The following is a 24,572-nucleotide window of genomic DNA, read 5'->3' as shown; positions in this document are numbered from 1 at the left end:
TATTTTAGGTATCACCATCCGGGATTCTGTTGAAGATTATCCAAAGCTGCCACTTCATCCATAGGCAGCGGATACCAATAATTACGCTTATTAAACGTACGCACGGCTGTCCTCACCGGAACATACTCGTAAGTAAAGTCGGTCAGCTTATAAGTGCAAGCTTTTTCCACTTTCAACTGGTCGGCCGTATAAGAATGATTGATCGGAGTTGCTTTGACACCCATAATCGGATATTCACCCTTGAACAAGTCTTCAGCAATCATCCAGCGGCGGATATCATACCAGCGATGTCCTTCGAACATCAATTCCACACCACGTTCCCGACGATAAGCTTCTCTAAAGTCCACTCCATCCGGCAACTCACCGATTCCGGCTCTTACACGGATTTTATTCAAAGCCTGACGGGCCGACATCGTACAACCTGTAACAACTGCATCCGGATCACCTGTCGCTTCGTATGAAGCCTCTGCCATATCCAGATAGACTTGTGAAACACGAATGTACACAGCCACCAGACGATATAATTGAAAACCAGCTTCGCCAAACAGAGGAACACTTGCTTCCGGCCAAATGAACTTCTTACACATATATCCAGTCTGTTGAGAACCTCTCGTAAACTGGTTGGTAGAAATGAAGTTCTCGGAATAACCGCCCGAATAAGTAGTCAGATAATGGGGAACACCTTGTAAATTTTTTCCCCATTGCTCACCGGGCACGAGGATATTATTAGTGAAGCGGGGGTCTCTATCCGAATAAGGATTGGTAGTCTTTACCGCATCATAACCGGAACGCGGATCAGTGATCGGATAGTATTTCCCATCAGCTCCCTTGCGTTCGTACATATCTACCGCATTTTGTGTCGGAGCATTATAAGGAGTACCTTCGGCACCGGTTTTATTATCGTAGGGTTGTGTCAGCCATTGTGCTCTGACGAAGGCAGACCAGTTGCCGTGATGCCAACGCAGGAACCATAAATATTCCGGCTGTGCGAACTGGTTGGAATTAGGCATTAACTGAATACTGCGGTATTCGTCATGATTCATCAGACGATAATATTCGTGGCTTTCGATAGCGTTGATAGCCTTCTGTGCACTGCGGGCAGCCTCGGCAGCCATTTCTTTTCCATATCCTTTGTTTTCAATGGTATTCAGGTCGTTCTGCATCAAAGGACTGGCCGCATAAAGCTGTGTCATTGCTTTTAATGCCATAGCACTCACCCGGTCAGGTCGTCCATGTTCTTCATCAGGCCAGCTTATGGGTAAAAATTCAATGGCCTTATCCAAGTCAGTCTGCATCCACGCATTGGATTCCTGATAAGTTTTACGGGGAAAGTCAAAGTCGTCCGATGCTCCCCATAGTTGATCAAAGATAGGCATCCCACCATATCGTTTGATAATCTCAAAATAGAAGTAGGCACGCAGGAAATAAGCCTGTCCCAACAGTTTTCTCCTTTGGTCGTCTGTAATGGATTTCACTTGATCTACTCCGCTAATCACACGGTTCACGATGCGAAGTCCGGTATAGGCACGAGAAATAGCACTTTTAAAATTCTTCCCATCACTTTTACTTCCTATTTCGAAACGTGTACCGGCATTCTCCAGCCAGTTGCCTGCATTGACAAACTTCGACGGATCATTATCGCGAACGGATGCATATTCATCCGATAAATTTCCTACCGTTACGTATGCATTCGAATAAGAGTTGATACCATGTGTAAAGATTAAGATATCATCATTTTGAAAGATGCGGTCCATGAACCCTAACAAACTGCTATAATCTTTATAAACATCATCTTCGGAAAGTCCGTCATCAGGAGAGCGATCCAGATAGTCCTCACAGCTTCCAACAAACAGCCCCAATAGAATGATCCATATCCAATTCAACTTATGTCTTCTCATATCAGTAAATTTAAAGTGTCTCATAATCCTAATCTAAAACCAATATTATAACGTCTCACCATCGGATAAACATTCTGTCCCGAATGTTCGGGGTCACGACGAGAATCGCCTTTTGAGAACGTCAACAAATTGGTACCGTTGACATATACTTGCAGTTTTGTCAGACGTAAAGGCTGCAACCAACGCTTCGGAATCTGATAATTCACTTCCAGATTCTTCAGACGTAGATAAGCATGATTGGTGTATGTGTATGTACTGGCCACCGAATTATAACTTCTCTGAACATGAATACTGGGACGAACCGGACCACTTTGAATCGGAGCATCAGCTGTCCATGTATTCAACGTATTCGGTTGAGCTTTGATATTACCTTCCGGGAAGTCCCATAAATAGGAAGGAATTGCTTCTTTATAAACATCCAAGGCACTGTACCACAACATATTGAATCCAACTCCCTTGTAAGATCCTCCCAACGTGAATCCGAGTGTAGTTACAGGATAATTCAAATCCTTCATCGGAACCATATCTTTACTGTCAATCATACCGTCTCCATTATAATCGATGTAGTACAAGTCTCCTGGAATCAGTGTATTGTGTGTACCATTGGCAATAGTAGACTGCGCCGAGTTATAAATATCATCCAACGACTGGAAGTTTCCTGTTGCCAGGTATTTGTTCACATATCCGATTGACTTTCCAGCTTTTTTCAAATATTCGCTCTGATTCTTCGGGTCATCGATAAAGACGACACGGTTCTCACTGGTTGCAAAATTAAATTTCGCGTAATAATTAAACTTTCCGATACGGTCGTTCCAGGCAATATCCAATTCAAGACCGTGATTTTTAGTCTTACCGAGATTCACCTGCGGGAAATCAATACCACTATCGGCCCATGACGGAATTGTATTACGTGCCATCAGAATGTTATTACGTTTTTCATCGAACAAATCCACAGTAAAGTTTAGTTTGCCCCACAAACCTATTTCGATACCGATATTTTGCTTGATAGATTCTTCCCAGGTAGCATCGGGGTCGGCCAGTTTTCCTTCTTTGTATAAAGGTCCCCAATTACTGGTCTGATACTTACCAAACTGCGCATTGGCAGATAGTTGCTCAAATTTCTGGATATAGTTAAAACGGGTAGCACCTTTATCATTGCCAACCACCCCATACGAATAACGTACTTTCAAATTCGTCAGTATTCCTTTGGTCCATTTCTTCACCCATGGTTCTTCACTGATACGCCAACCGATAGAAGCGGACGGAAAGAAACCAAAACGACGCCCCGGAGCAAACTTCTCCGAACCGGTATAAGCACCGTTAAACTCGGCAAGATAACGCTCTTTGAAGTTGTAAGTCACACGACCTACCCAATCTTCTTCGTAAGCCGGAAAGTTCATCACATTCTGATTAGTCGATTCATTCATCTTACGGTTAAACACAAACAAGGCACTTACATCGTGATCGCCAAACTGGTGGTTGTAATTCAATGCTAATTCGTAATAAAGTTTACGTCCGTAAGCCTTGAAACCGTCATAAACACCACCGACAGGTAAATCTCCGGGAGCATTTTCATCCGGATAACGCTTCTCTGTATAATTATAAGTAATGGTTCCATCAGCATTGTAAATAGGATTGACGTAATCATACACACGATTGATACGAATATGCGTACGCTGGGCAACCAGATCATCTTTACCCAAAATCTTACCCGGCATCAACTGGGTAGTCCATGATGAAGAAGTCGTATAAGACAAGGATGCCTTCAATGATAACCCCTTTGTAATGAAGTCCAGCTTCTGATTCAGGATTACATCGTAGAAACCTTGATGCTGTTTAATATTACGACTACCTCCTTCGTTCATCAAACAAGCTATATTCTGATCGGAACTTAACCCGTCTCCCCATATTCCATTGCTATATTTAATCGGAAATTCATTACTTGGAGCTGTAAAAAACGTTTTAAAAAAGCGCTCATCCGGAGAATCTACATTCTCATAATAAGACGGTTGGTTCTGATAACCCATCTTACCGGCCACATTGAACGACAGTTTAGTGGTACTTGTAATATTGAAATCGAAATTACTACGCCAGTTATAACGACGGTAGGAGAAGGAAGGGTCGAAATCCTCTTGTTTGGTAGTATTAAAAATATCTCCGTCATGTAAATAACCCAAAGATACGAAATAGCTCATTCTCTTCGTGCCACCGCGTACATTAAGATTATAAGCCTGTTCATAACCGACATTCTTTACCAGTTCTTTCCACCAGTCCACTTCGGGAAAGACATCGTTATACGGACCATAATTTCCGGTAGCATACGCATTTTCCCATGCGGCAATGGTAGATTCGGGAACCATTGCTCCCCAGTTACCATCGTTAGCCTGTGCTCTGTTATGCTGTTTCATAGAGGTCACATAGTCAGACCATTCAGGAGCAGCAGAAGGTTGTTTAAAACCAAAGTTTGCAGTGAATGATATTTCCGGTTTCTGTTCGAGTCCGCGTTTGGTTGTTAACAGGATCACACCGTTCGCGCCTTTCACACCGTAAACCGCAGTTGCCGAAGCATCTTTCAATACGGAGATAGATTCAATTTCATTCACGTCAACATCGTTAAAATCGCGTTCGATACCGTCTACCAATACTAACGGAGCAGCTTCTCCCCAAGTGGACTTACCACGAATCAACAAAGAAGCCTTATCAGCTCCCGGCTTTGAGGTGGAGTTAATGGCAACCACACCAGGCATCTGACCTTGCAAAGCTTCGGAAACGGAGTTCACGCTACCTATCTTTAATAAATCATCTCCTTTTGCTGTGGCAATGGAACCGACACTGGATACCTTTTTCTGTACACCGTATCCAACCACTACCACTTCTTCCAATGTCTCCGTATCTTCTCCTAAAGAGATAACTCCTAAAGTCGTTTTATTCTTTAAGTCCAGTTCCAAAGTTTTATAACCCACATAAGAAATGACAAGTATGTCTCCTTTCGATGCCTTCACAGTAAAATTACCGTCAAAATCAGTAATCGTACCTCTTCCCGTACCTTTCACACGAACACTGACGCCAATCATCGGTTCACCGGATACTGCATCCTTCACTTGTCCCTTCCAATAGCCTTGTTGTGCCTGCACGTCCAGCGCACAAAACAAAAAGCAACAAAGACATAAGAAAGAAAAATAAAGTCTGTCTCTTTTCATAAACATTATTTTTAACTGTTAACAAATTCTTTATCTCAAGACACAAATTAAGCGGGAAAATCTTCAAATGATAGGGAAGAATCTCCTTAAAACCCGTACAAATGTGCAAAATAGAATTCTCTACTACATTTCTGAACAAATCATTTCCACATTGGCTTTATGACGTGCTCTTTGTCTACAGCAACGTTGTATATGCCATCGTTTCCTTTCTTCAGGATGAGTGGAACAATACGTGTTTTACGAGGCTGTACAATGGAGTCCGAATGGTGAACGTGGTAAACATAGTAATATTTTCCATCCAACCCTTTAAATACATCTCCATGCCCTGATCCGTTTTCTCCTACAAGACTACGATGAATGATCGGACTGTTCGGATGCTTCTTCCACGGACCCAAAGGGGAAGAAGCAGTGGCATAGCCTACCGAGTAGTCAATATTCATAAAATGATTGGCAGAATAGAAGAGGTAATATACCCCGTCCCACTTCATAACAGTCGGTCCTTCCATTACCGGTGCGGACTTATAGTTCGACGTCTTTTCCCAAGGGTCCGTACAATCCATACATTGTTTCAATGTTTCCGGTTTGAGACTTCCCTTCTTTATGTCAAACTCGGCTACCCAAAGGTAATTTCCTTTATTAAAGCGGACATGATACAGGTAATATTTTCCATTGTCATCCTTGAACAGGAAAGAGTCTATATTCTTAGCAGAAGCATCTATCGGCTTGACTTCCTTCTGACGAAAAGGACCGAATACCGATTTTGAGGAAGCAATCACCGTTTGCTCATTGGCGGTATAAGTGAAATAATAAGTTCCTTTCTCCTTAAAATATTGAGGTGCCCAAAAACCTTTTTCACCATACGTACGGTCACCTTTCCGAAGAATCAGTTGCAGGAAACTGCCATCGGGAACCGTCCAATGCTTCAAATCGGTCGATTCGAGGATGGAAAAGCCCAGCGGTTCCTGGTTGCGCGTACCAGTGAGATAATACTTTCCGTTCTCCACAAAGATAGTGGGATCGGCAAAAGATATTTCTTTCCATGAATCCGCCCATGATCGGGTGATAGATACACATATCACCACTAATATGAAAATTACTTTTTGGATAATCTTGCATTCATTCATAAACATATTTCTTATGATTTATTTTATAAGACCATTTATTGAACCAATTCCCAAACCAAACGAGGCTTCTCTCCTAAAAGATCCCAAATAGACTCATCCCATTGAAGAGCCTTTACTGCTGCCATAAGAGTGGGTATGGTAGAAAGTCCATTATAACGGTCAGCTCCATTAACCGTTGTCGAATAATTTGGAACTGCCTCATCTGCTATTGCAGGCGTATTAGCTGAAAAACGGCACTCCATATCCGGATTGGCATAACAATTATTTGCCTCATTTTTATCAAAACGTCCGCATACTCTTCCTGATTTTGGTGCACCATTCGAATATAAGGAAGAATTCCAAGCCACACAACGCGTCACTGTTACTCCTGTTCTTTTATTGGCAAGTCCCAAAATGCCTCCTACTTGATTTTGAGCAGCAATTTCACATTCAGAGTAACAATGCGAGATGAGTGCTGTTGGGGTCGGCTCTACAAGTCCTGCAATGCCGGCCCCGGAGTTCGGAGGTGTGACATTGGGATAGGACTTAGCCGATCCTGATGAATAACAATGAGTAACAGTACCCTGAAACATCCTGCTTACAATACCACCGACACATGACTTTGTGGTAATATCTCCTACAAAATAACATTGAGTAATAGTAGCGCCTCCTTTTGCTTCTCCACAAATACCACCAGCAGACCATGTGGCATTAATGCTCATCTCTGAAGAACATTGATAGATTTTACTTTCCGCTCCTTGAATCCTTCCGCATATACCACCGGCTTGTCCATTCTCCCAAGCAGTCGGTCCTGTTCCCGAAGTCAGATTTATCGTACCAAATACCCGTACATTCTCAACAACTCCCGCCCCTGAAATATTTCCAACATGTCCGGCAAGAACTCCTGTCAACTTTTGATTAGCTGTAATCTGTGCATTTTCAAAAACTAGATTCGAACACTTACCAACCAGCATACCAAAGAAGCCCTGATAAGCGGAAGATGAAGTCGTCACTTTCAGATTACGAATAGTATGGCCGTTACCATCCAACACCATTTGTCGAGAAACCGAGGTCTCTATCGGTTGCCAGTCTATACCTTGCAAATCAATATCATTCTGCATCTTTGCATAAATTGTTTTACCATCTTTAAGTTTATCTCCGAGGGCTATCAGATCGCTAGCAGTTGTTAGGATATAAGGATTGTCAATTCCTCCTTGTTTTTGTTGCAAAAAGAAAGTCATAGAACTTTTCTCTTTATCAACCATAAGATCATCGGAAACCAACTTCAAACCAAGTACATATTTCTTTGAACCATCAAGTGTGCCCAAATCGTGAAAACGCAACCCGACAGTATGTAACACATCATCGCCCTTGAAATCGAGACTATTGACATCAAGGTCGTAGTTAGCCGCAGGCAATAGCGTGTATTCCTCTCCAAATGAGTGAGCATCAATTACTGCAAATTCCGCTTTCGCCTCCTTTTCGCAATGACTCTTTTCTACCATAATAGTATATTCATATTCCGACTCATCCAGATACAACTCATACTTACCAGTCTGATAAAGTGACAAGGTTATATCCGAATAGGTAACTTCAGCCTTTTCCGGCTGTGCCAGATCCATGACTTCTCCACATGAGATCAACGAAAACACCATTAACAACAGGGCAATAGGAATATATCTTTTCATAATTCAATTCTTTTAATGATTAAAAAACAGGAACAATCACACCAACATTGTCGCCTGACAACCAAACTTTATCTCCGTCTATACAAACTACTTCCATCTCCATCCTTTCTTTGAGGAAAGAAACTCCTTGAAATGAGAATTCAGTCTTTATCTTTTGGCCAACAGTTGTGGGCTTCCCGTCAAACTTCACATGAATGTATTTGCTTTGATCCGAATTTTGCAGGCGATAAGTCAGCCGTTTAGGATTAATTGCAAACTGAAGTTGTTCCTGCTCTGTAAAAGCACAAATTCCATCCAAACTATAAAACCCAACTTCGGTATATCCCGTTATATTCTTTTTATCAATCCCGTTTTCGGCATATTCCGTCTCCGCACAAGAGATGAAAACCCACAAACATACCAACATTACATATATTACTTTCATAAGCGAATAAATTTAAGGTAATTTCTTTCTAATTGTTGTCGACAACATTTCTACCGATCCATCCTGATAAGTCACTTCAACGGCAAGTATCTGTCCATTCAGGTTCTTATTCACTATATTGATTTCCTGTCCATCCAGCTTTACTTTATAAGAAGATACATCAGCCGGCAAATTTAGCAGTTGCACTAACATATATTCATCCACTTGTTGATATTTCAACAAAGGAAACTTTCCTGTTACAGACTTGGTCTTAACATCATCCTTCCACAACACGGTATCATCATCTGATTTCAGTAGTGCTACATGATAAGTCGTCCCAGGAACAAGATCTTCAACCAATGTATAGTCATTCTCCGAATCAAGCGACTGACGCACCACCTCTGTTCCCTCTTCATTTGTTACTGACAGTATGCCTGTTTTATCGGCTCCATTACCCCAACTAATGAACAATTCCCGTTGTCCTCCAACAAGACTGGAAACAGCCAATCCATCCCGGGCAGCGATAAAATCAGGATATAATAACGGATTGGGATTGTAGAATCCATCTGCATCCAGTCCTAAATAACGGGAAAAATAAATACCTCCAAGTTCCCACATTTCAGTCTTCGCATCATAAACAGCTCTTGCACCACCGGGAACCACGCTAAAACGTCCGGTAATGGCATACGTATCATATTTCTTGAATACCTCATAAAAAGTCTTATACCAATTCTTCGGATACCAGGCATAACTCTCAAAAAGACTCTTGAACTCGGCAGCACTAACCGGTGTACCAGCATTCGCCTTTTCAGCTATCAGATTAAGATATTCGTAGATTTTCATTCCGGCTGTGTAACCATTCTTCGTTCCCCATTCTCCCAGCGGATCTGCCACATGAGGATTCAAAGCACGTACCATAGAGAATTCCGTGCAAATCAGTTTTTTGGTTACACCATATTTATTGCGGATAATCCGAAAATCATCTTCCGCCTGATTGATTTTCAATGCGTGAACGTGCAGGTCGAGCCCTACCACATTAGGATTGTCATTGACCACAGAGACTACTGCTGGTACCGTTTCGCTCTTCGGTAACTCGGAAACACGGTTCAATGCTCCAGCATAAATATCAAATGTCCAACCATTAGCCTGCTTCCAAGTAGTCAGCCGATTGGCAAACTCATTCAGAAATGCCCGATAATCTTCACCATCCGCATGACAAAGATCGGTATCCAATGTATTCTCCCACTCCGGTTCGTTACCCATAACCAAGATGTCAATGTTCTGCGCCATCTGATAAGTTTGCAATAACACTTCCGTTGCCCGGAATATGTACTCCATCTCCTTCGTCCCTACTTTAGGAACCGTATCGGTATATAATTCAAAAGGTATTTTCAGACTCAAGATGAATTTCACACGGTCGCCCAACGCTTTCTTGGCCTGGATAAATTTCAGTGTGGGAATATGTGTCTTGATGGCTTCTTCTTTCACGCCTACAATCTTTCCATTTTCATTTTGAAGAAACAGATTGGGGATATTGATAAATCCTCTCACCCAAGTCACTTTCGATTTCTTCAGCATCTCTATTTCCGTAATCGGGTAGTCTATATTTTCATTATAGTTCGCCCCCAAATTCTGCGCCTTTGTTCCCATTGAACATAAGAACAGCAATACAAACATTAAAAAAACTTTCATTTTCATATACATACTTCAAGGTTAATTGTCCGACATCAAACAGAACAAAGGTAGAGAAATAAATCCCGGTAGAATAGAACGATTGTTTTATCAACGGGATTTATGTTCAGAATAAACATTTGACCTTATTTTAATGGTTCTTCTTCTACTTCACTGCGATAATAATCATCCACTTCGGCAAAGAAATTCCGTTTCAGAGAATCCAGAAGTTCGGGGTGTTGGGCCGCTTCGTTCTGATGTTGAGTTCGGTCGGCTTTTACATTGAACAATCCGTATTCACCCAGATTACCTAATTCATTTCCGGTCAGGTTGCGTTCAGAACCTTTATAAGGAGGCATCATGATCCAGTTGCCCGAACGGTAAGCCATACGTCCTTGTGCTTCCAATACTACCTCTTCGCGGGCAGTTGAAGCTTTTCCGAAAAAGGCATCGAGGTGATTCCGGCTATCCAGCCCCTCCGGCAAATCGGCATGTACCATTGAACCCAAAGAAGCAAGGATATCCACCTGGCAAACCAGCGCATCGGATACAACCGGCTGAATCTTTCCTTTCCAATAAACAAACAAAGGAATATGCGTACCGCCGTCAAACAGACTGTACTTGCCTCCGCGAAGTCCCCCTGCAGGAAGATGATTGCCTACCAACTCTGGAGCACCGTCTTTGTAGCCGTCATTCAATACAGGACCGTTATCACTGGAGAAGATAATCAGTGTGTTTCCCAACAATCCCTCTTTCTCCAGGTGAGCAAGCAATTCACCAACACACCAGTCCGCCTCAACGATAGCGTCACCACGGGGTCCCATGGTTGTTTTGCCGACAAAACGCTGGTGGGGAGCGCGGGGTACATGAGGTTCGTGCAGGCCGTAGTACAAGAAGAAGGGAGCATCTTTGTGTTCGGTTATAAAATTCTTCACCTTATCTACAAAATAGTCGGGCATGTCCTCGTCTTTCCAACGAGCTTTGTGGCCACCTTTCATATAACCGATACGGGGTATTCCGTTTACTATGGAATTATTGTGTCCGTGTGCCCACTGCATCTTCAACATCTCCGGATGAGAGATGGCAGTCGGCTCTCCCTCAAAATTCTTCTCGTAACTCACTTCGATAGGATCGGCCGGATCAAGTCCCACGACATCGCCGTTTTCCACGTAAACGGTCGGCACACGGTCATTGGTTGCCGCAATCAGGCAAGAGTAATCGAACCCGACTTCCCTGGCACCCGGTTTGACGGTTTCATTCCAGTTAACATTCCCGTCGCCCATACCCAAATGCCACTTTCCGATAGCTCCGGTCACATAACCACATTGCTGCATCATCTTTGGCAAAGTGAACTGATGCTCATTGATGATAAGAGGAGCATCCCCGGGCAGAATTTTTGCATCCTTGTTTTTCCAGGGATACATTCCAGTCATTAAGGCATAACGGCTGGGAGTAGACGTCGCCGAAGTAGCATATCCATTCGTAAAACAGACTCCTCCATGAGCCAGACTGTCGATATTCGGGGTATGAATGGTAGTCGATCCATAAGCGCTGACATCGCCAAATCCCAGATCGTCGGCAAGAATCACAATCACATTCGGTTTTTCTTCTACTTGCTGCGAGGTACAACCTACCAAAGACAATGTAGGAACAAGATAGATTAATTTTTTCATCATATTATGCTGTTAATAACGATGCAAATTTAGTCAGCGCTTATCTATTTATATAGAACAAATGTTTAATAATGGGGAGTCATGTCTCAAGAAAAAGAAATTATCCTTACCTAACACAGCTTACCATAAGATTTAATCGGTATCATCGGACATAGTGCGGGCGGAACCATTGCATTCATCGTTGCAAAAAAAGATCCATCGATCGCATTTGTCGTTTCATTGGCAGGGGGCGGTGTGAAAGGTGACAGTCTGATGTTGAAGCAGGTAGAACTAATATCTAAGTCCCAGGGAATGCCGGATGCCGTTTGGCAAGGGATGAAACCTTCGATACGCAACAAATATGCCATACTGCAACAAACAGGCAAAACTTCCGAAGAGTTGCAGAAAGAACTGTATTCAGATGTTACAAAAACAATGTCTCCCGAACAATTAAAAGACCGAAACGCCATCCAGCAACTATCTGCGCAAATCAAATCGATGACTTCTCCGTGGTATCTTCATTTTATGAGATATGACCCGAGCCAGGATTTAGAGAAACTAAAATGTCCAGTTTTGGCTCTGAACGGAGAAAAGGATATTCAAGTGGATGCCACTATGAACCTGACTGCCATTCAGGAAAAAATCACCGGAAATGGAAACAAAAATGTAACAATCAAAGCCTATCCGAACTTGAATCATCTGTTTCAGACTTGCGAAAAAGGGACATTGGCCGAATACGGGCAACTGGAAGAAACAATCAATCCGGAAGTCTTGAAAGATATCATTGAATGGATAAAGAAACAAACCGAATAATCTTTGAAGCAAGAATCTATCATCAAATAAGAAGATCTTTTTTAGAACAGACTGCATACCGATATTGTATAAATTGATTTAAATCAAAATCCATCTCATCGAACACACCCTGAAAGATTTTGTTTTACCTTTGCAGCCGAAAATAAATAAGCGGTAAATAATAACAATAAGGTAAAAAGTAACAGGTATCAAGGTTAAGTTTTGTATGAAAAAGAGTCTTATTGCATTGGCGTTCGGTACCCTGGGATTAGGTATTGCCGAATTTGTAATGATGGGAATTTTGCCCGATGTGGCAGAAGATTTAGGTATTAGTATTCCTACCGCAGGGCATTTCATTTCTGCTTATGCACTAGGCGTCTGTGTCGGTGCACCTGTATTGACATTGGCTCGCAAATATCGACTAAAACATATTCTGTTAGTATTAATTACCTTAATTATGATAGGTAATATCTGTGCGGCTGTGGCTCCCAACTACTGGGTATTGCTCGCTGCCCGCTTTATCTCCGGCTTGCCTCATGGCGCCTACTTCGGAGTAGGCTCTATTGTTGCCGAAAAACTAGCCGACAAGGGTAAAGGTTCGGAAGCCGTCTCCATCATGATTGCAGGAATGACCATTGCCAACCTGTTCGGCGTACCTTTGGGCACTTCCTTAAGTACCATGCTTTCCTGGCGTGCCACTTTCCTGCTGGTCGGTATCTGGGGAATTGTTATCCTATATTATATCTGGCGATGGGTTCCTCATGTAGAAGGTTTACAGGATACCGGTTTTAAAGGGCAATTCCGCTTTCTTAAAACTCCGGCTCCGTGGTTGATTTTGGGTGCTACGGCACTAGGCAATGGCGGTGTATTCTGTTGGTACAGCTACATCAATCCGATGCTTACCAATGTATCCGGCTTCTCCGCAGAAAGCATTACGCCTTTAATGCTTCTTGCCGGCTTCGGTATGGTGGTGGGAAACCTGATTAGCGGACGTCTCTCCGACCGTTACACTCCTGGAAAGGTGGGAACTGCCGCACAAGGACTCATCTGCATGATGTTATTGCTTATTTTCTTCCTTTCTCCATACAAATGGGCAGCCGCCCTGTTAATGTGCCTTTGTACGGCTGGACTGTTTGCTGTATCCAGTCCGGAACAGATACTGATTATCCGTGTGGCAAAAGGAGGAGAAATGTTAGGAGCAGCCTGCGTACAGGTTGCGTTCAATCTCGGAAACGCCATCGGTGCCTATGCAGGCGGACTGGCTGTTAGTGGCGGATACCGTTATCCTGCCCTGACAGGTGTACCGTTTGCCTTGATCGGATTCACTTTGTTCTTGATTTTTTATAAGAAATATCAGGCAAAATACTAAAACTCTATCAAAATGCCTATCTTTGCAGCCAGATTATCGATAACTAAATAAAAACGAAATAGATAAATGGCATTGCAATGTGGTATTGTCGGACTACCGAACGTGGGTAAATCGACACTTTTCAACTGTTTGTCGAATGCAAAGGCACAAGCGGCAAACTTCCCTTTCTGTACAATTGAACCGAATGTAGGTGTAATCACCGTTCCTGACGAACGTCTGAACGCATTGGCTGAATTGGTACATCCCCAACGAATTGTTCCTACAACTGTAGAAATCGTAGATATCGCCGGGCTGGTGAAAGGCGCAAGCAAAGGTGAAGGACTGGGCAACAAGTTCCTAGCCAATATCCGTGAAACAGATGCAATCATCCACGTGCTCCGTTGTTTCGATGACGACAACGTGACACATGTAGACGGTAGCGTAAACCCCGTCCGTGACAAAGAAATCATCGACTACGAACTTCAATTGAAGGACTTGGAAACGATCGAAAGCCGTATCCAGAAAGTACAGAAACAGGCGCAGACGGGTGGAGACAAAGCTGCAAAGTTGGCTTATGATGTACTTGTCCAATACAAAAATGCTCTGGAACAGGGTAAATCGGCACGTACAGTGACTTTCGAAACGAAAGACGAACAAAAGATTGCTCACGACCTGTTCTTATTGACCAGCAAACCGGTGATGTACGTTTGCAACGTTGATGAAGCAAGTGCAGTGGGCGGCAACAAATACGTAGATATGGTGCGTGAAGCTGTAAAAGACGAGGATGCCCAAATCCTGATTGTTGCAGCCAAGACAGAAGCGGACATTGCCGAACTAGAAACATACGAAGACCGTCAGATGTTCCTTGCCGAAGTTGGCTTGGAAGAATCAGGTGTAGCACGCCTTATCAAATTGGCTTATAAGCTATTGAATCTTGAAACCTATTTCACAGCCGGTCCGCAGGAAGTACGTGCCTGGACTTACGAAAAGGGATGGAAAGCTCCTCAATGTGCAGGTGTTATCCATACCGACTTTGAAAAAGGTTTTATCCGTGCCGAGGTTATCAAATACGAGGACTATATTCAATACGGCTCGGAAGCAGCTGTAAAAGAAGCCGGAAAGCTGGGTGTAGAAGGAAAGGAATATGTAGTGCAGGATGGCGACATCATGCATTTCCGTTTCAACGTGTGATTATTGACAATCACCGACGACTTATCAATTACTAATTCGCTACTAATATGAAGTATCTCATCGCAGGAACTGGAGGTGTAGGCGGCAGTATCGCAGGATTTTTGGCGCTGGCAAACAAAGATGTAACCTGTATTGCCCGTGGAGCTCATTTGCAGTCGATTCAAACGAACGGTTTGAAACTGAAGTCGCATTTGAAGGGCGAACATACGCTCCGGATTCCGGCTACTACCGCTGAAGCATTCAGTGGAAAAGCAGATGTGATATTTGTATGTGTGAAAGGTTATTCGGTCGATTCCATCGTAGACCTGATAAAGAGGGCTGCACACAAAGACACAGTTGTCATCCCTATTCTGAATGTATATGGCACAGGACCGCGCATACAGAAACTTGTCCCGGGTGTCACAGTTCTGGATGGTTGCATCTACATCGTAGGTTTCGTTTCCGGCACAGGAGAAATCACTCAAATGGGAAAGATATTCCGACTGGTATATGGTGCCCATCGCGGCACGGTTGTAAAATCCGGATTGCTGGAAGCTATCCGGCAGGATTTGCAGGAATCAGGCATAAAGGCAGACCTGTCGCCGGACATCAACCGGGATACGTTCATCAAATGGTCGTTCATTTCTGCAATGGCTGTAACAGGCGCTTATTACGACGTTCCGATGGGAGAAGTACAGAAACCGGGAAAAATACGGGATACATTTATCGGACTTTCTACGGAGAGCGCCGCATTAGGCAAGAAGTTGGGCATTGAATTCCCGGAAGACCCTGTCACTTACAATCTGAAAGTCATTGATAAACTGGCTCCCGAAAGCACCGCTTCCATGCAGAAAGATCTGGCACGCGGACACGAATCCGAGATACAGGGACTGCTTTTCGATATGATTGCAGCAGCCGAAGAACAAGGTATTGACATACCGACCTACCGGATGGTTGCGGAGAAATTCAAAAAATAGCCACTAGAGAAAGAATGAAACCTATTAAATAAATAATACTACCAAACCTATGTATTCACTTCTCAACATCACCTGGAACCCGAACCCCGAACTATTCAATCTGTTCGGTATCTCTATCCGTTATTACGGATTATTGTGGGCAGTAGGAATATTTTTTGCTTATGTTATTGTTCACTACCAATACCGGGACAAAAAGATAGAGGAAAAAAAGTTTGACCCGCTTTTCTTCTACTGTTTCTTTGGTATTTTGATCGGTGCCCGCTTGGGACACTGCCTGTTCTATGACCCGGGATACTACCTGTCTCATTTTTGGGAAATGATTCTTCCCATCAAATTCATGCCGGACGGAAACTGGAAATTCACCGGATATGAAGGACTTGCCAGTCATGGCGGTACATTAGGACTGATAATCGCCCTTTGGCTGTATTGCCGAAAGACGAAGCTTCATTATATGGATGTGCTGGATATAATTGCCGTAGCTACTCCAATCACCGCCTGTTTCATCCGCCTTGCCAACCTGATGAATTCCGAAATCATCGGCAAACCGTCTGATGTACCCTGGGCATTTGTTTTCGAGCGTGTAGATATGCAACCCCGCCATCCGGGACAGCTCTATGAAGCCATCGCCTATCTTATCCTATTCTTCATCATGATTTATTTATATAAAAATTACAGCAAGAAACTGTACCGCGGCTTCTTCTTCGGTCTCTGTCTGACGTATATCTTCACTTTCCGCTTCTTCATCGAATTCCTGAAAGAAAACCAGGAAGATTTTGAAAATAGCATGATGTTCAATATGGGACAATGGCTAAGCGTTCCATTCATAATAATAGGTGTCTATTTTATATTCTTCTATAACAAGAAAAAGAAAATAGCCTAAATCAAAAAAGAGGGATTAGCGGTTCAGACATCACTAATCCCTCTTTTTTATCAATAAAAACAAATACCATCCAATATCAGGACAACCATCGAAAACATATCCTAAGACATTATATACATTCTCGTTTTATTTCCCCCTGACTATCTTCTTTATATCATTCAGCTTATTCAACGCCTCAATCGGAGTGAGATTATTCACATCAAGATTCAATATTTCATCGCGAATCTGACAGAGAACCGGATCATCCAACTGGAAGAAGCTCAACTGCATACCGCCACGATTCTCGCTTACTTCCGCCAACGGCTTGGCTGCTATTCCCTGTTGACGATTATCGGATTCAAGTTGTTTCAATATCTCATTCGCACGCTTTACAATGCTCTTCGGCATACCTGCCATCTTTGCCACATGGATACCGAAAGAGTGCTCACTACCGCCACGCTCCAGCTTACGAAGGAAGATTACCTTGTTATCCACCTCTTTCACCGATACATTATAGTTCTTGATACGTTTGAAAGATTTCTCCATCTCGTTCAGTTCATGATAGTGCGTGGCAAATAACGTGCGCGCTTTCGCTTTCGAATGCTCATGGATATATTCCACAATCGCCCAAGCAATAGAGATACCGTCATACGTAGACGTACCGCGTCCCAATTCGTCAAACAGCACCAGACTTCGGGAAGAAACATTGTTCAGAATATCCGCCGCTTCATTCATCTCCACCATGAATGTAGACTCACCAACGGAGATATTATCACTCGCTCCTACACGAGTAAATATCTTATCTACCAGTCCGATATGCGCACTTTCCGCAGGAACGAACGAACCGATTTGTGCCAGCAGTGTAATCAATGCAGTCTGACGCAAAAGCGCCGACTTACCCGCCATGTTGGGACCGGTTATAATGATAATCTGCTGCGTAGTACTGTCCAGCATCACATCATTGGCAATATACTTCTCACCTATCGGAAGCTGTTTTTCTATTACCGGATGACGTCCCTGACGAATATCCAATACGTCATTATCCTCAATAATCGGACGGATATAACGATTCTCACGGGCCACGTTGGCAAATGACAACAGACAGTCCAGACGGGCAATCTGATTCGCATTAATCTGTATCTGTGGAATAAATTCCATCAAAGCCTGTACTAAATCCGTATATAGTTGCGTTTCCAGAACCAGAATCTTATCTTCCGCTCCGAGAATCTTTTCTTCGTATACCTTTAGTTCCTGAGTGATATAACGTTCTGCGTTGACTAACGTCTGTTTACGAATCCACTCTTTAGGAACTTTATCTTTGTGAACATTACGGACTTCGATATAATAACCGAATACGTTATTATAAGCCACTTTCAAACTCGGGATACCCGTCTCTTCACTCTCACGCTGCTGTATTTGAAGCAGATAATCCTTTCCCGAATACGAAATCCGGCGCAACTCGTCCAAGTCCTCATTCACACCATCTTGAATCACTCCACCCTTATTGACAGCCAACGGCGGATCATTCTTAATCTCCTTGGCAATCCGGTCGCGAATAGTGACACAGAGATTCAACTGCTCTCCTATCTGATTCAAGCTTGCGTTATCAGCCTGCAGACACGCCAGCTTTATCGGCTCGATAGCCTGCAAAGCCACCTTTAGCTGCACCACCTCACGAGGTGATACACGTCCAACAGCTACTTTGGAAATGATACGCTCCAAATCCCCTATCAGATGCAACTGTTCTTCAATCAATCCTTTAAAGTCCGGCTGACGGAAGAAATACTCTACTACATTCAACCGCTCGTCAATCGGTTTCTTATCCTTCAAAGGAAAGACCATCCAGCGTTTCAGCAGACGTGCTCCCATCGGGCTGATTGTCCGGTCGATGACATTGAGCAAACTGCTTCCGCCATCATTCATATTGCCTATCAACTCAAGGCTGCGCACCGTAAACTTATCCAGACGGACATATTTGTCTTCTTCAATACGGGCCAGCGAAGTGATATGCCCAATCTGTGTATGCTGCGTCATCGTCAGGTATTGCAAGATAGCACCGGAAGCAATGATACCATTCTTCAAATGCTCCACTCCGAAACCTTTCAGATTCTTCGTTTCAAAATGTTTCAGCAACTTCTCACGGGCAGTAGTCTCCGTAAACACCCAGTCGTCCAGCTCGAAGGTAAAGAACTTACTGCCGAAATTTCCCTCAAACATCAGGCGCTTGCCCCGCTCAAAAAGAATTTCTTTCGGAGCGAAGTTATTCAGCAGTTTGTCCACATGGTCAAAAGGCCCTTCTGCAGTAAGAAACTCACCGGTAGATATATCGAGAAAGGCAACCCCACAGGAAGCTTTGCCGAAATGAACGGCAGCCAGGAAGTTATTCTCCTTATAGTTCAGTACATTATCATTGATGGAAACACCCGGAGTCACCAATTCGGTAATGCCACGCTTCACCAACTTCTTCGTTGTTTTCGGATCTTCCAGCTGGTCACAGATAGCGACACGTTTCCCGGCGCGAACCAGTTTCGGAAGATAGGTATCAAGGGCATGATGAGGAAAACCTGCCATCTCGATAGTTTTTCCTTTCCCGTTGGCACGTTTTGTCAGTGTGATCCCTAAAATTTCGGATGCAACGACGGCATCCGTAGAATATGTTTCATAAAAGTCACCGCAACGAAACAGCATCACTGCATCCGGATTTTTTGCCTTCAAATCCAGAAACTGTTTCATCATCGGGGTGAGGACAATCTCTTCTTCGTTCACAGGTGTCTCCTTTTCTTTTTGTTTGAGTATATTTTGAGTATATAATGTAATTATCCTTGCAAAGATAGCGGTTTTTCAGCAGAGAATCAACGGTGTGCTCCGATTCAATTTTCAAAATAAATGTTGCACACTTTGAAAAAAGGAGGAGTGATTTCTTAACAAGTAGAACAAAAACACTAAAACATGTTATAAAACATGCTATTTTTCTTGGATAATTTGCTAATTTCCCAATAGTCCGTATCTTTGCAATGTGTTTTTCATAGTATTAGATTTAAGGTTAACAAAGGTTGGAGCAAGGCGTTGCTCCTTTTTTTTTGCTCATTAGCTCCTGCCTATCTGATATAAACCACCAGATCTCTCTATTTTCAATCATCAGATTCTTTGGGCACAACCTGAAATCTTAGAGATTCGATTCAAAGATATCTTCCTTATTTCTTTTCTGCCTGATAAACCCCCAATATAATGCAACCGGCCCCCAACAATGTAATCCACGTGATTTGTTCGTGAAGAATGATTACGGACGCCACCATTGTCACCAATGGATTGAGATAGATATAATTAGAAGCCCTGACGGTTCCCAACTGTTTTAAGACCACATTCCAGAGGACATAACATATCAAGGAAGCCAGAACAGCTAGAAACAAAAGATTGGATAATACAATCGGTTTTAAAAGTATATCAAGATCCGGTTGCAACGGATGAAGAAGAAAGGCGGGAAATATGGTCAATACCCCATAAAAGAATATTTTGCGGGTGATAAATACAGTGGAGTAACGCCCCGTCATTTTCTTTATGACTAGACTATAAAAAGCCCATGACAGAGCGGCAAGTAAAGTCAGCAAATCCCCTACCGGAGATAATTTAAGCACAAAACTACCGTTGAAAACCACTAATCCCACTCCGATTAAAGCCAATATGGAACCATAAATCAAACCTTTGGCAGCCTTTTCATTTTTATAAAAGAGAAGGGAAAGGATGGTGGTAAGCAAAGGAGCTGTGCAAATGATGAAAGCTACATTGGATGCTTGTGTAATTCCCAAAGCTGTATTTTCTGTAAAGAAATAGAGTGAGCCACCGAAAAGACCTCCTGCCATCAACCAAAGTTCATCTTTCCAATTACCTGCAAACAGACGCTTGGGCGAAATAGCCCAAATGCCCAAATAGGCAATCAAAAAACGATAAAAGAATATCTCCTGAGGGGTGAGTCCATGATTAATCAATACTTTCGTTGCAATAAAAGTCAGTCCCCAAATGGCAACGGTCAATATGGCTATCAAATGATAGTATCTCTGCGTCAATTTCATACATATACTTTTTTAACAATGATACAAAGATACGGAGAAGTTATGGAGAAATATAGCACCGAACAGAAAACGTATCCCATGCTGCATGATTAACTTGCAGTAATCTGCTGCGACAGACTGTTATGAAGACAAAACCCAAAAGGCGATTTCAAGATGTTTCAATTGCTTGAACTGTCTTATACGGATTTAGGTTGACACCTTTTTAGAGACATAAAAAAAGAAAAATTATGTCTAAATTATCTCGTAAGATTTATTCTGAGACTTTCAAATTGGAAGTTCTCCGTGATTACTTCAGTAGCGGTTTGTCAATGTTTGCTACTGCCAAGAAATGGGGTTTACCCAACCATACTTATATTCTGCGTTGGCAAAAGTGTTATGCAATTGATTCGGATTCCTTATCTTTGTCCCCCGAACTTCTGTCAGATCTTCAAATGAAAAAGAATCCAAAATCAAAATCTAAAGAAGAACTTCTTGAAGCGGAAAATTTGCGTCTGAGAAAGGCTTTGGAACTTGAAAAACTTCGTTCCCATGCCTTTGAAAGACTGATTGAACTCACAGAAAGAGAAGAAGGGATTTCCATCTTAAAAAAAGATGGTGCCAAATAGTCACCGGCCTTCGTGAAGAGTTTCCTCACATCAGTGTGAAAACCCTTTGCGGACTGTTTGGCATGTCTTCCCAGGCCTATTACAAAAAGAAAAAAAATCTTTTGTCGCGTCATCAGATCAGAACAGCCATCTTGGATGCCGTCTTCTTCTACCGCTCAAAGGCTCCGGGCATCGGTGGTTTGAAATTATACCATGAGCTCCGCTCCCTTTATGGAAGCGAGATAACCGGAGGGCGGGATGCCTTCCTTCATCTGCTGCGTTCGGAACGCCTTATGCTACCCCCGAAGAAACCCAGGCATACGACGGACTCCCACCATCTTTACAAGAAGTATCCGAATCTGATCAAGGGGGTAACGGCACAATACCCGAACCATATCTGGGTATGTGACATCACTTACATCTGGATTGAAGGTGGCGTATGCTACCTCCATCTTGTAACGGACATGTACTCACATGCCGTTTTAGGATGGGTGCTCTCTCCCAGTTTGCATGCCGAATATACGCTACAGGCACTGGAACAGGCCATCAATGAGGCCGGAGGTGGCAATCTTTGCGGCACAATCCACCATTCCGACCGGGGGGTACAGTATGCCTGCGATGCCTATATCGACACACTGGTCACTCATCATATACGTGTGAGCATGACTGAAGATTACAACCCGACGGACAATGCGGTAGCAGAAAGGATGAATGGCATCCTGAAAACGGAATGGATATACGGCATGTCGCTGTTCAGGGATAAAGAGATGGCACGGGAGCAGATTACGCGAATGATTGACTTCTATAATAATGGACGACCACATATGAGCATAGGTATGAAAAAACCCATGGACGTATATCATGGAGAGGTGCCGGGAAAATCATTGTGGAAAAAATAAGGTTCCATATGATAAATAAATACTATATTTGCGATACCGAGAGCCCGAGCACACTCAGATTTGTCCATTGTTTTTACGTATGACAACTATCTTAGGAGCAAAGGGAAGAAACTAACAACTGTTTTAGTTATGAATAACAGAATGTGACAACTTATTTAGTAACTAGCCTCTAAAAGTGACAACCATTTCTAGTATAAGTCAAACAAAGTGTTTTTACGCCTTAGAACAAAGTGTTTCAGCGGCTTGGAACAAAGTGTTCAGCGCCTTGAAACAAAGTGTTCAGCGCCTTGAAACAAAGTGTTTCAGCGCCTTGGAACAAAGTGTTCTGACTTATACTAGAAATGGTTGTCACTTTTAGAGGCTAGTTACTAAATAAGTTGTCACATTCTGTTATTCATAACTAAAACAGTTGTTAGTTTCTTCCCTTTGCTCCTAAGATAGTTGTCATACGTAAAAACAATGGACAAATCTGAGTGTGCTCGGGCTCTCGGTATCGCAAATATAGTATTTATTTATCATATGGAACCTTATTTTTTCCACAATGATTTTCCCGGCACCTCTCCATGATATACGTCCATGGGTTTTTTCATACCTATGCTCATATGCGGTCGTCCATTATTATAGAAGTCAATCATTCGCGTAATCTGCTCCCGTGCCATCTCTTTATCCCTGAACAGCGACATGCCGTATATCCATTCCGTTTTCAGGATGCCATTCATCCTTTCTGCTACCGCATTGTCCGTCGGGTTGTAATCTTCAGTCATGCTCACACGTATATGATGAGTGACCAGTGTGTCGATATAGGCATCGCAGGCATACTGTACCCCCCGGTCGGAATGGTGGATTGTGCCGCAAAGATTGCCACCTCCAGCCTCATTGATGGCCTGTTCCAGTGCCTGTAGCGTATATTCGGCATGCAAACTGGGAGAGAGCACCCATCCTAAAACGGCATGTGAGTACATGTCCGTTACAAGATGGAGGTAGCATACGCCACCTTCAATCCAGATGTAAGTGATGTCACATACCCAGATATGGTTCGGGTATTGTGCCGTTACCCCCTTGATCAGATTCGGATACTTCTTGTAAAGATGGTGGGAGTCCGTCGTATGCCTGGGTTTCTTCGGGGGCAGCATAAGGCGTTCCGAACGCAGCAGATGAAGGAAGGCATCCCGCCCTCCGGTTATCTCGCTTCCATAAAGGGAGCGGAGCTCATGGTATAATTTCAAACCACCGATGCCCGGAGCCTTTGAGCGGTAGAAGAAGACGGCATCCAAGATGGCTGTTCTGATCTGATGACGCGACAAAAGATTTTTTTTCTTTTTGTAATAGGCCTGGGAAGACATGCCAAACAGTCCGCAAAGGGTTTTCACACTGATGTGAGGAAACTCTTCACGAAGGCCGGTGACTATTTGGCACCATCTTTTTTTAAGATGGAAATCCCTTCTTCTCTTTCTGTGAGTTCAATCAGTCTTTCAAAGGCATGGGAACGAAGTTTTTCAAGTTCCAAAGCCTTTCTCAGACGCAAATTTTCCGCTTCAAGAAGTTCTTCTTTAGATTTTGATTTTGGATTCTTTTTCATTTGAAGATCTGACAGAAGTTCGGGGGACAAAGATAAGGAATCCGAATCAATTGCATAACACTTTTGCCAACGCAGAATATAAGTATGGTTGGGTAAACCCCATTTCTTGGCAGTAGCAAACATTGACAAACCGCTACTGAAGTAATCACGGAGAACTTCCAATTTGAAAGTCTCAGAATAAATCTTACGAGATAATTTAGACATAATTTTTCTTTTTTTATGTCTCTAAAAAGGTGTCAACCTAAATCCGTATAAGACATTCAGCGCCTTGAAACAAAGTGTTCAGCGCTTTGAAACAAAGTGTTCAGCGCCTTGAAACAAAGTGTTTCAGTGCCTTGAAACAAAATGTTTCATCAGTGTGAAGCAAAAATTAGCCCTTATTAAAAATGACTGTTTGCTATAGGCTTTCAAAAAATAGGTGGTGATAGGTGACAGATGAGGTGATAGGTTAACCACAACCTATCACCGCTCTGTAAATACGATGAATAAAGAGTTTCAGGACGGTGGTGATAGGTTGAAAGAGGAATTGACGAAATCAATAGGGAGAGGAGCGGTAATAACACTCGTTGGTGCATCAAACTACTTTGCAGTAGCCATGGTACCATCCAACTCTCGGATGTCAAGATTACTCTGTAAACTTTCGGAATGAATGTATTTCTGATATAGCTCTCTAAAGCAT

General features: G+C 42.9%; 17 protein-coding genes and 1 pseudogene. 7 read left to right on the top strand and 11 right to left on the bottom strand.

Annotated elements, in window-relative coordinates; genetic code table 11:
- Positions 1-11 precede the first annotated feature (11 nt).
- The 7 genes from AB9N12_RS07815 to AB9N12_RS07785 form a co-directional block, all read right to left on the bottom strand.
- Positions 12-1,898 carry a RagB/SusD family nutrient uptake outer membrane protein gene (locus AB9N12_RS07815; RefSeq protein WP_369891141.1) on the bottom strand — a complete coding sequence of 629 codons (1,887 nt, stop codon included), beginning with the start codon at positions 1,896-1,898 and terminating at the stop codon, positions 12-14.
- A gap of 20 nt (positions 1,899-1,918) precedes the next feature.
- Positions 1,919-5,098, bottom strand: a complete 3,180-nt coding sequence (locus AB9N12_RS07810; RefSeq protein WP_369891139.1) for a SusC/RagA family TonB-linked outer membrane protein — start codon at positions 5,096-5,098, stop codon at positions 1,919-1,921.
- Between the two features lie 140 nt (positions 5,099-5,238).
- On the bottom strand, positions 5,239-6,222 hold the full coding sequence (locus tag AB9N12_RS07805) for a glycoside hydrolase family 43 protein (protein ID WP_369891138.1): 984 nt from the start codon (positions 6,220-6,222) through the stop codon (positions 5,239-5,241).
- Between the two features lie 35 nt (positions 6,223-6,257).
- Entirely contained in the window at positions 6,258-7,889 is a 1,632-nt protein-coding gene (locus tag AB9N12_RS07800) for a DUF1735 domain-containing protein (protein WP_369891136.1), read from the bottom strand.
- Positions 7,890-7,908: 19 nt separating this feature from the next.
- Entirely contained in the window at positions 7,909-8,313 is a 405-nt protein-coding gene (locus tag AB9N12_RS07795) for a hypothetical protein (protein WP_369891134.1), read from the bottom strand.
- Between the two features lie 12 nt (positions 8,314-8,325).
- Entirely contained in the window at positions 8,326-9,996 is a 1,671-nt protein-coding gene (locus AB9N12_RS07790) for a hypothetical protein (RefSeq protein ID WP_369891133.1), read from the bottom strand.
- Between the two features lie 113 nt (positions 9,997-10,109).
- A complete protein-coding gene (locus AB9N12_RS07785) occupies positions 10,110-11,636 on the bottom strand; it encodes a sulfatase-like hydrolase/transferase (RefSeq protein ID WP_369892839.1) in 1,527 nt (508 codons plus the stop codon).
- Positions 11,637-11,771: 135 nt separating this feature from the next.
- On the opposite strand from AB9N12_RS07785, the pseudogene AB9N12_RS07780 reads away from it, so the two are divergent.
- The 5 genes and pseudogenes from AB9N12_RS07780 to lgt all read left to right on the top strand — a co-directional run.
- Positions 11,772-12,428, top strand: a pseudogene (locus AB9N12_RS07780) (acyl-CoA thioester hydrolase/BAAT C-terminal domain-containing protein); the annotation flags it as partial.
- A 205-nt stretch (positions 12,429-12,633) separates the two neighbouring features.
- Positions 12,634-13,776: an MFS transporter AraJ gene (gene araJ / locus AB9N12_RS07775; protein WP_369891131.1), complete on the top strand. Its 1,143-nt coding sequence runs from the start codon at positions 12,634-12,636 to the stop codon at positions 13,774-13,776.
- Positions 13,777-13,842: 66 nt separating this feature from the next.
- Positions 13,843-14,946: a redox-regulated ATPase YchF gene (ychF, locus tag AB9N12_RS07770; protein WP_369891130.1), complete on the top strand. Its 1,104-nt coding sequence runs from the start codon at positions 13,843-13,845 to the stop codon at positions 14,944-14,946.
- 47 nt (positions 14,947-14,993) lie between these two features.
- Entirely contained in the window at positions 14,994-15,902 is a 909-nt protein-coding gene (locus AB9N12_RS07765) for a ketopantoate reductase family protein (RefSeq protein ID WP_369891128.1), read from the top strand.
- Positions 15,903-15,951: 49 nt separating this feature from the next.
- Positions 15,952-16,782 (top strand): prolipoprotein diacylglyceryl transferase, encoded by an 831-nt coding sequence (gene lgt / locus AB9N12_RS07760; RefSeq protein WP_369891127.1) that lies wholly within the window; start codon positions 15,952-15,954, stop codon positions 16,780-16,782.
- A gap of 126 nt (positions 16,783-16,908) precedes the next feature.
- On the opposite strand, the gene mutS is transcribed toward lgt, so the two are convergent.
- Together mutS and AB9N12_RS07750 are read right to left on the bottom strand one after the other, a co-directional pair.
- Positions 16,909-19,497, bottom strand: coding sequence for a DNA mismatch repair protein MutS (mutS, locus tag AB9N12_RS07755; protein WP_369892838.1), 2,589 nt, complete (start codon positions 19,495-19,497; stop codon positions 16,909-16,911).
- 458 nt (positions 19,498-19,955) lie between these two features.
- The gene (locus AB9N12_RS07750; protein WP_369891125.1) at positions 19,956-20,831 is read right to left on the bottom strand and encodes a DMT family transporter; all 876 of its coding nucleotides are present in this window, start codon (positions 20,829-20,831) and stop codon (positions 19,956-19,958) included.
- Positions 20,832-21,058: 227 nt separating this feature from the next.
- Here AB9N12_RS07750 and AB9N12_RS07745 point away from each other — a divergent pair, with 227 nt between their 5' ends.
- The gene (locus AB9N12_RS07745) at positions 21,059-21,436 is read left to right on the top strand and encodes a hypothetical protein (RefSeq protein ID WP_369889012.1); all 378 of its coding nucleotides are present in this window, start codon (positions 21,059-21,061) and stop codon (positions 21,434-21,436) included.
- 35 nt (positions 21,437-21,471) lie between these two features.
- Positions 21,472-22,314, top strand: a complete 843-nt coding sequence (locus AB9N12_RS07740) for an IS3 family transposase (protein ID WP_369889013.1) — start codon at positions 21,472-21,474, stop codon at positions 22,312-22,314.
- Positions 22,315-22,841: 527 nt separating this feature from the next.
- On the opposite strand, the gene AB9N12_RS07735 is transcribed toward AB9N12_RS07740, so the two are convergent.
- Positions 22,842-23,684 carry an IS3 family transposase gene (locus AB9N12_RS07735; RefSeq protein ID WP_369889013.1) on the bottom strand — a complete coding sequence of 281 codons (843 nt, stop codon included), beginning with the start codon at positions 23,682-23,684 and terminating at the stop codon, positions 22,842-22,844.
- Between the two features lie 35 nt (positions 23,685-23,719).
- Positions 23,720-24,097 (bottom strand): hypothetical protein, encoded by a 378-nt coding sequence (locus AB9N12_RS07730; RefSeq protein ID WP_369889012.1) that lies wholly within the window; start codon positions 24,095-24,097, stop codon positions 23,720-23,722.
- Positions 24,098-24,572: the final 475 nt, after the last annotated feature.

This window comes from Bacteroides sp. AN502(2024) (assembly GCF_041227145.1).
GTDB lineage: Bacteria > Bacteroidota > Bacteroidia > Bacteroidales > Bacteroidaceae > Bacteroides.
The sequence above is the reverse complement of the archived record's forward strand: the minus strand, read 5'-3'. Positions and strand labels throughout refer to the sequence as shown.

Excerpts from the sequence above, each read along its gene's own strand:
- AB9N12_RS07765 (WP_369891128.1), top strand. The coding sequence starts at position 14,994 with ATGAAGTATCTCATCGCAGGAACTGGAGGTGTAGGCGGCAGTATCGCA.
- AB9N12_RS07730 (WP_369889012.1), bottom strand. The coding sequence starts at position 24,097 with ATGTCTAAATTATCTCGTAAGATTTATTCTGAGACTTTCAAATTGGAA.
- AB9N12_RS07815 (WP_369891141.1), bottom strand. The coding sequence starts at position 1,898 with ATGAGAAGACATAAGTTGAATTGGATATGGATCATTCTATTGGGGCTG.
- AB9N12_RS07790 (WP_369891133.1), bottom strand. The coding sequence starts at position 9,996 with ATGTATATGAAAATGAAAGTTTTTTTAATGTTTGTATTGCTGTTCTTA.
- ychF (WP_369891130.1), top strand. The coding sequence starts at position 13,843 with ATGGCATTGCAATGTGGTATTGTCGGACTACCGAACGTGGGTAAATCG.
- AB9N12_RS07785 (WP_369892839.1), bottom strand. The coding sequence starts at position 11,636 with ATGAAAAAATTAATCTATCTTGTTCCTACATTGTCTTTGGTAGGTTGT.
- AB9N12_RS07745 (WP_369889012.1), top strand. The coding sequence starts at position 21,059 with ATGTCTAAATTATCTCGTAAGATTTATTCTGAGACTTTCAAATTGGAA.
- lgt (WP_369891127.1), top strand. The coding sequence starts at position 15,952 with ATGTATTCACTTCTCAACATCACCTGGAACCCGAACCCCGAACTATTC.
- araJ (WP_369891131.1), top strand. The coding sequence starts at position 12,634 with ATGAAAAAGAGTCTTATTGCATTGGCGTTCGGTACCCTGGGATTAGGT.
- AB9N12_RS07810 (WP_369891139.1), bottom strand. The coding sequence starts at position 5,098 with ATGAAAAGAGACAGACTTTATTTTTCTTTCTTATGTCTTTGTTGCTTT.
- AB9N12_RS07800 (WP_369891136.1), bottom strand. The coding sequence starts at position 7,889 with ATGAAAAGATATATTCCTATTGCCCTGTTGTTAATGGTGTTTTCGTTG.
- AB9N12_RS07805 (WP_369891138.1), bottom strand. The coding sequence starts at position 6,222 with ATGAATGAATGCAAGATTATCCAAAAAGTAATTTTCATATTAGTGGTG.
- AB9N12_RS07795 (WP_369891134.1), bottom strand. The coding sequence starts at position 8,313 with ATGAAAGTAATATATGTAATGTTGGTATGTTTGTGGGTTTTCATCTCT.
- AB9N12_RS07750 (WP_369891125.1), bottom strand. The coding sequence starts at position 20,831 with ATGAAATTGACGCAGAGATACTATCATTTGATAGCCATATTGACCGTT.
- mutS (WP_369892838.1), bottom strand. The coding sequence starts at position 19,497 with ATGATGAAACAGTTTCTGGATTTGAAGGCAAAAAATCCGGATGCAGTG.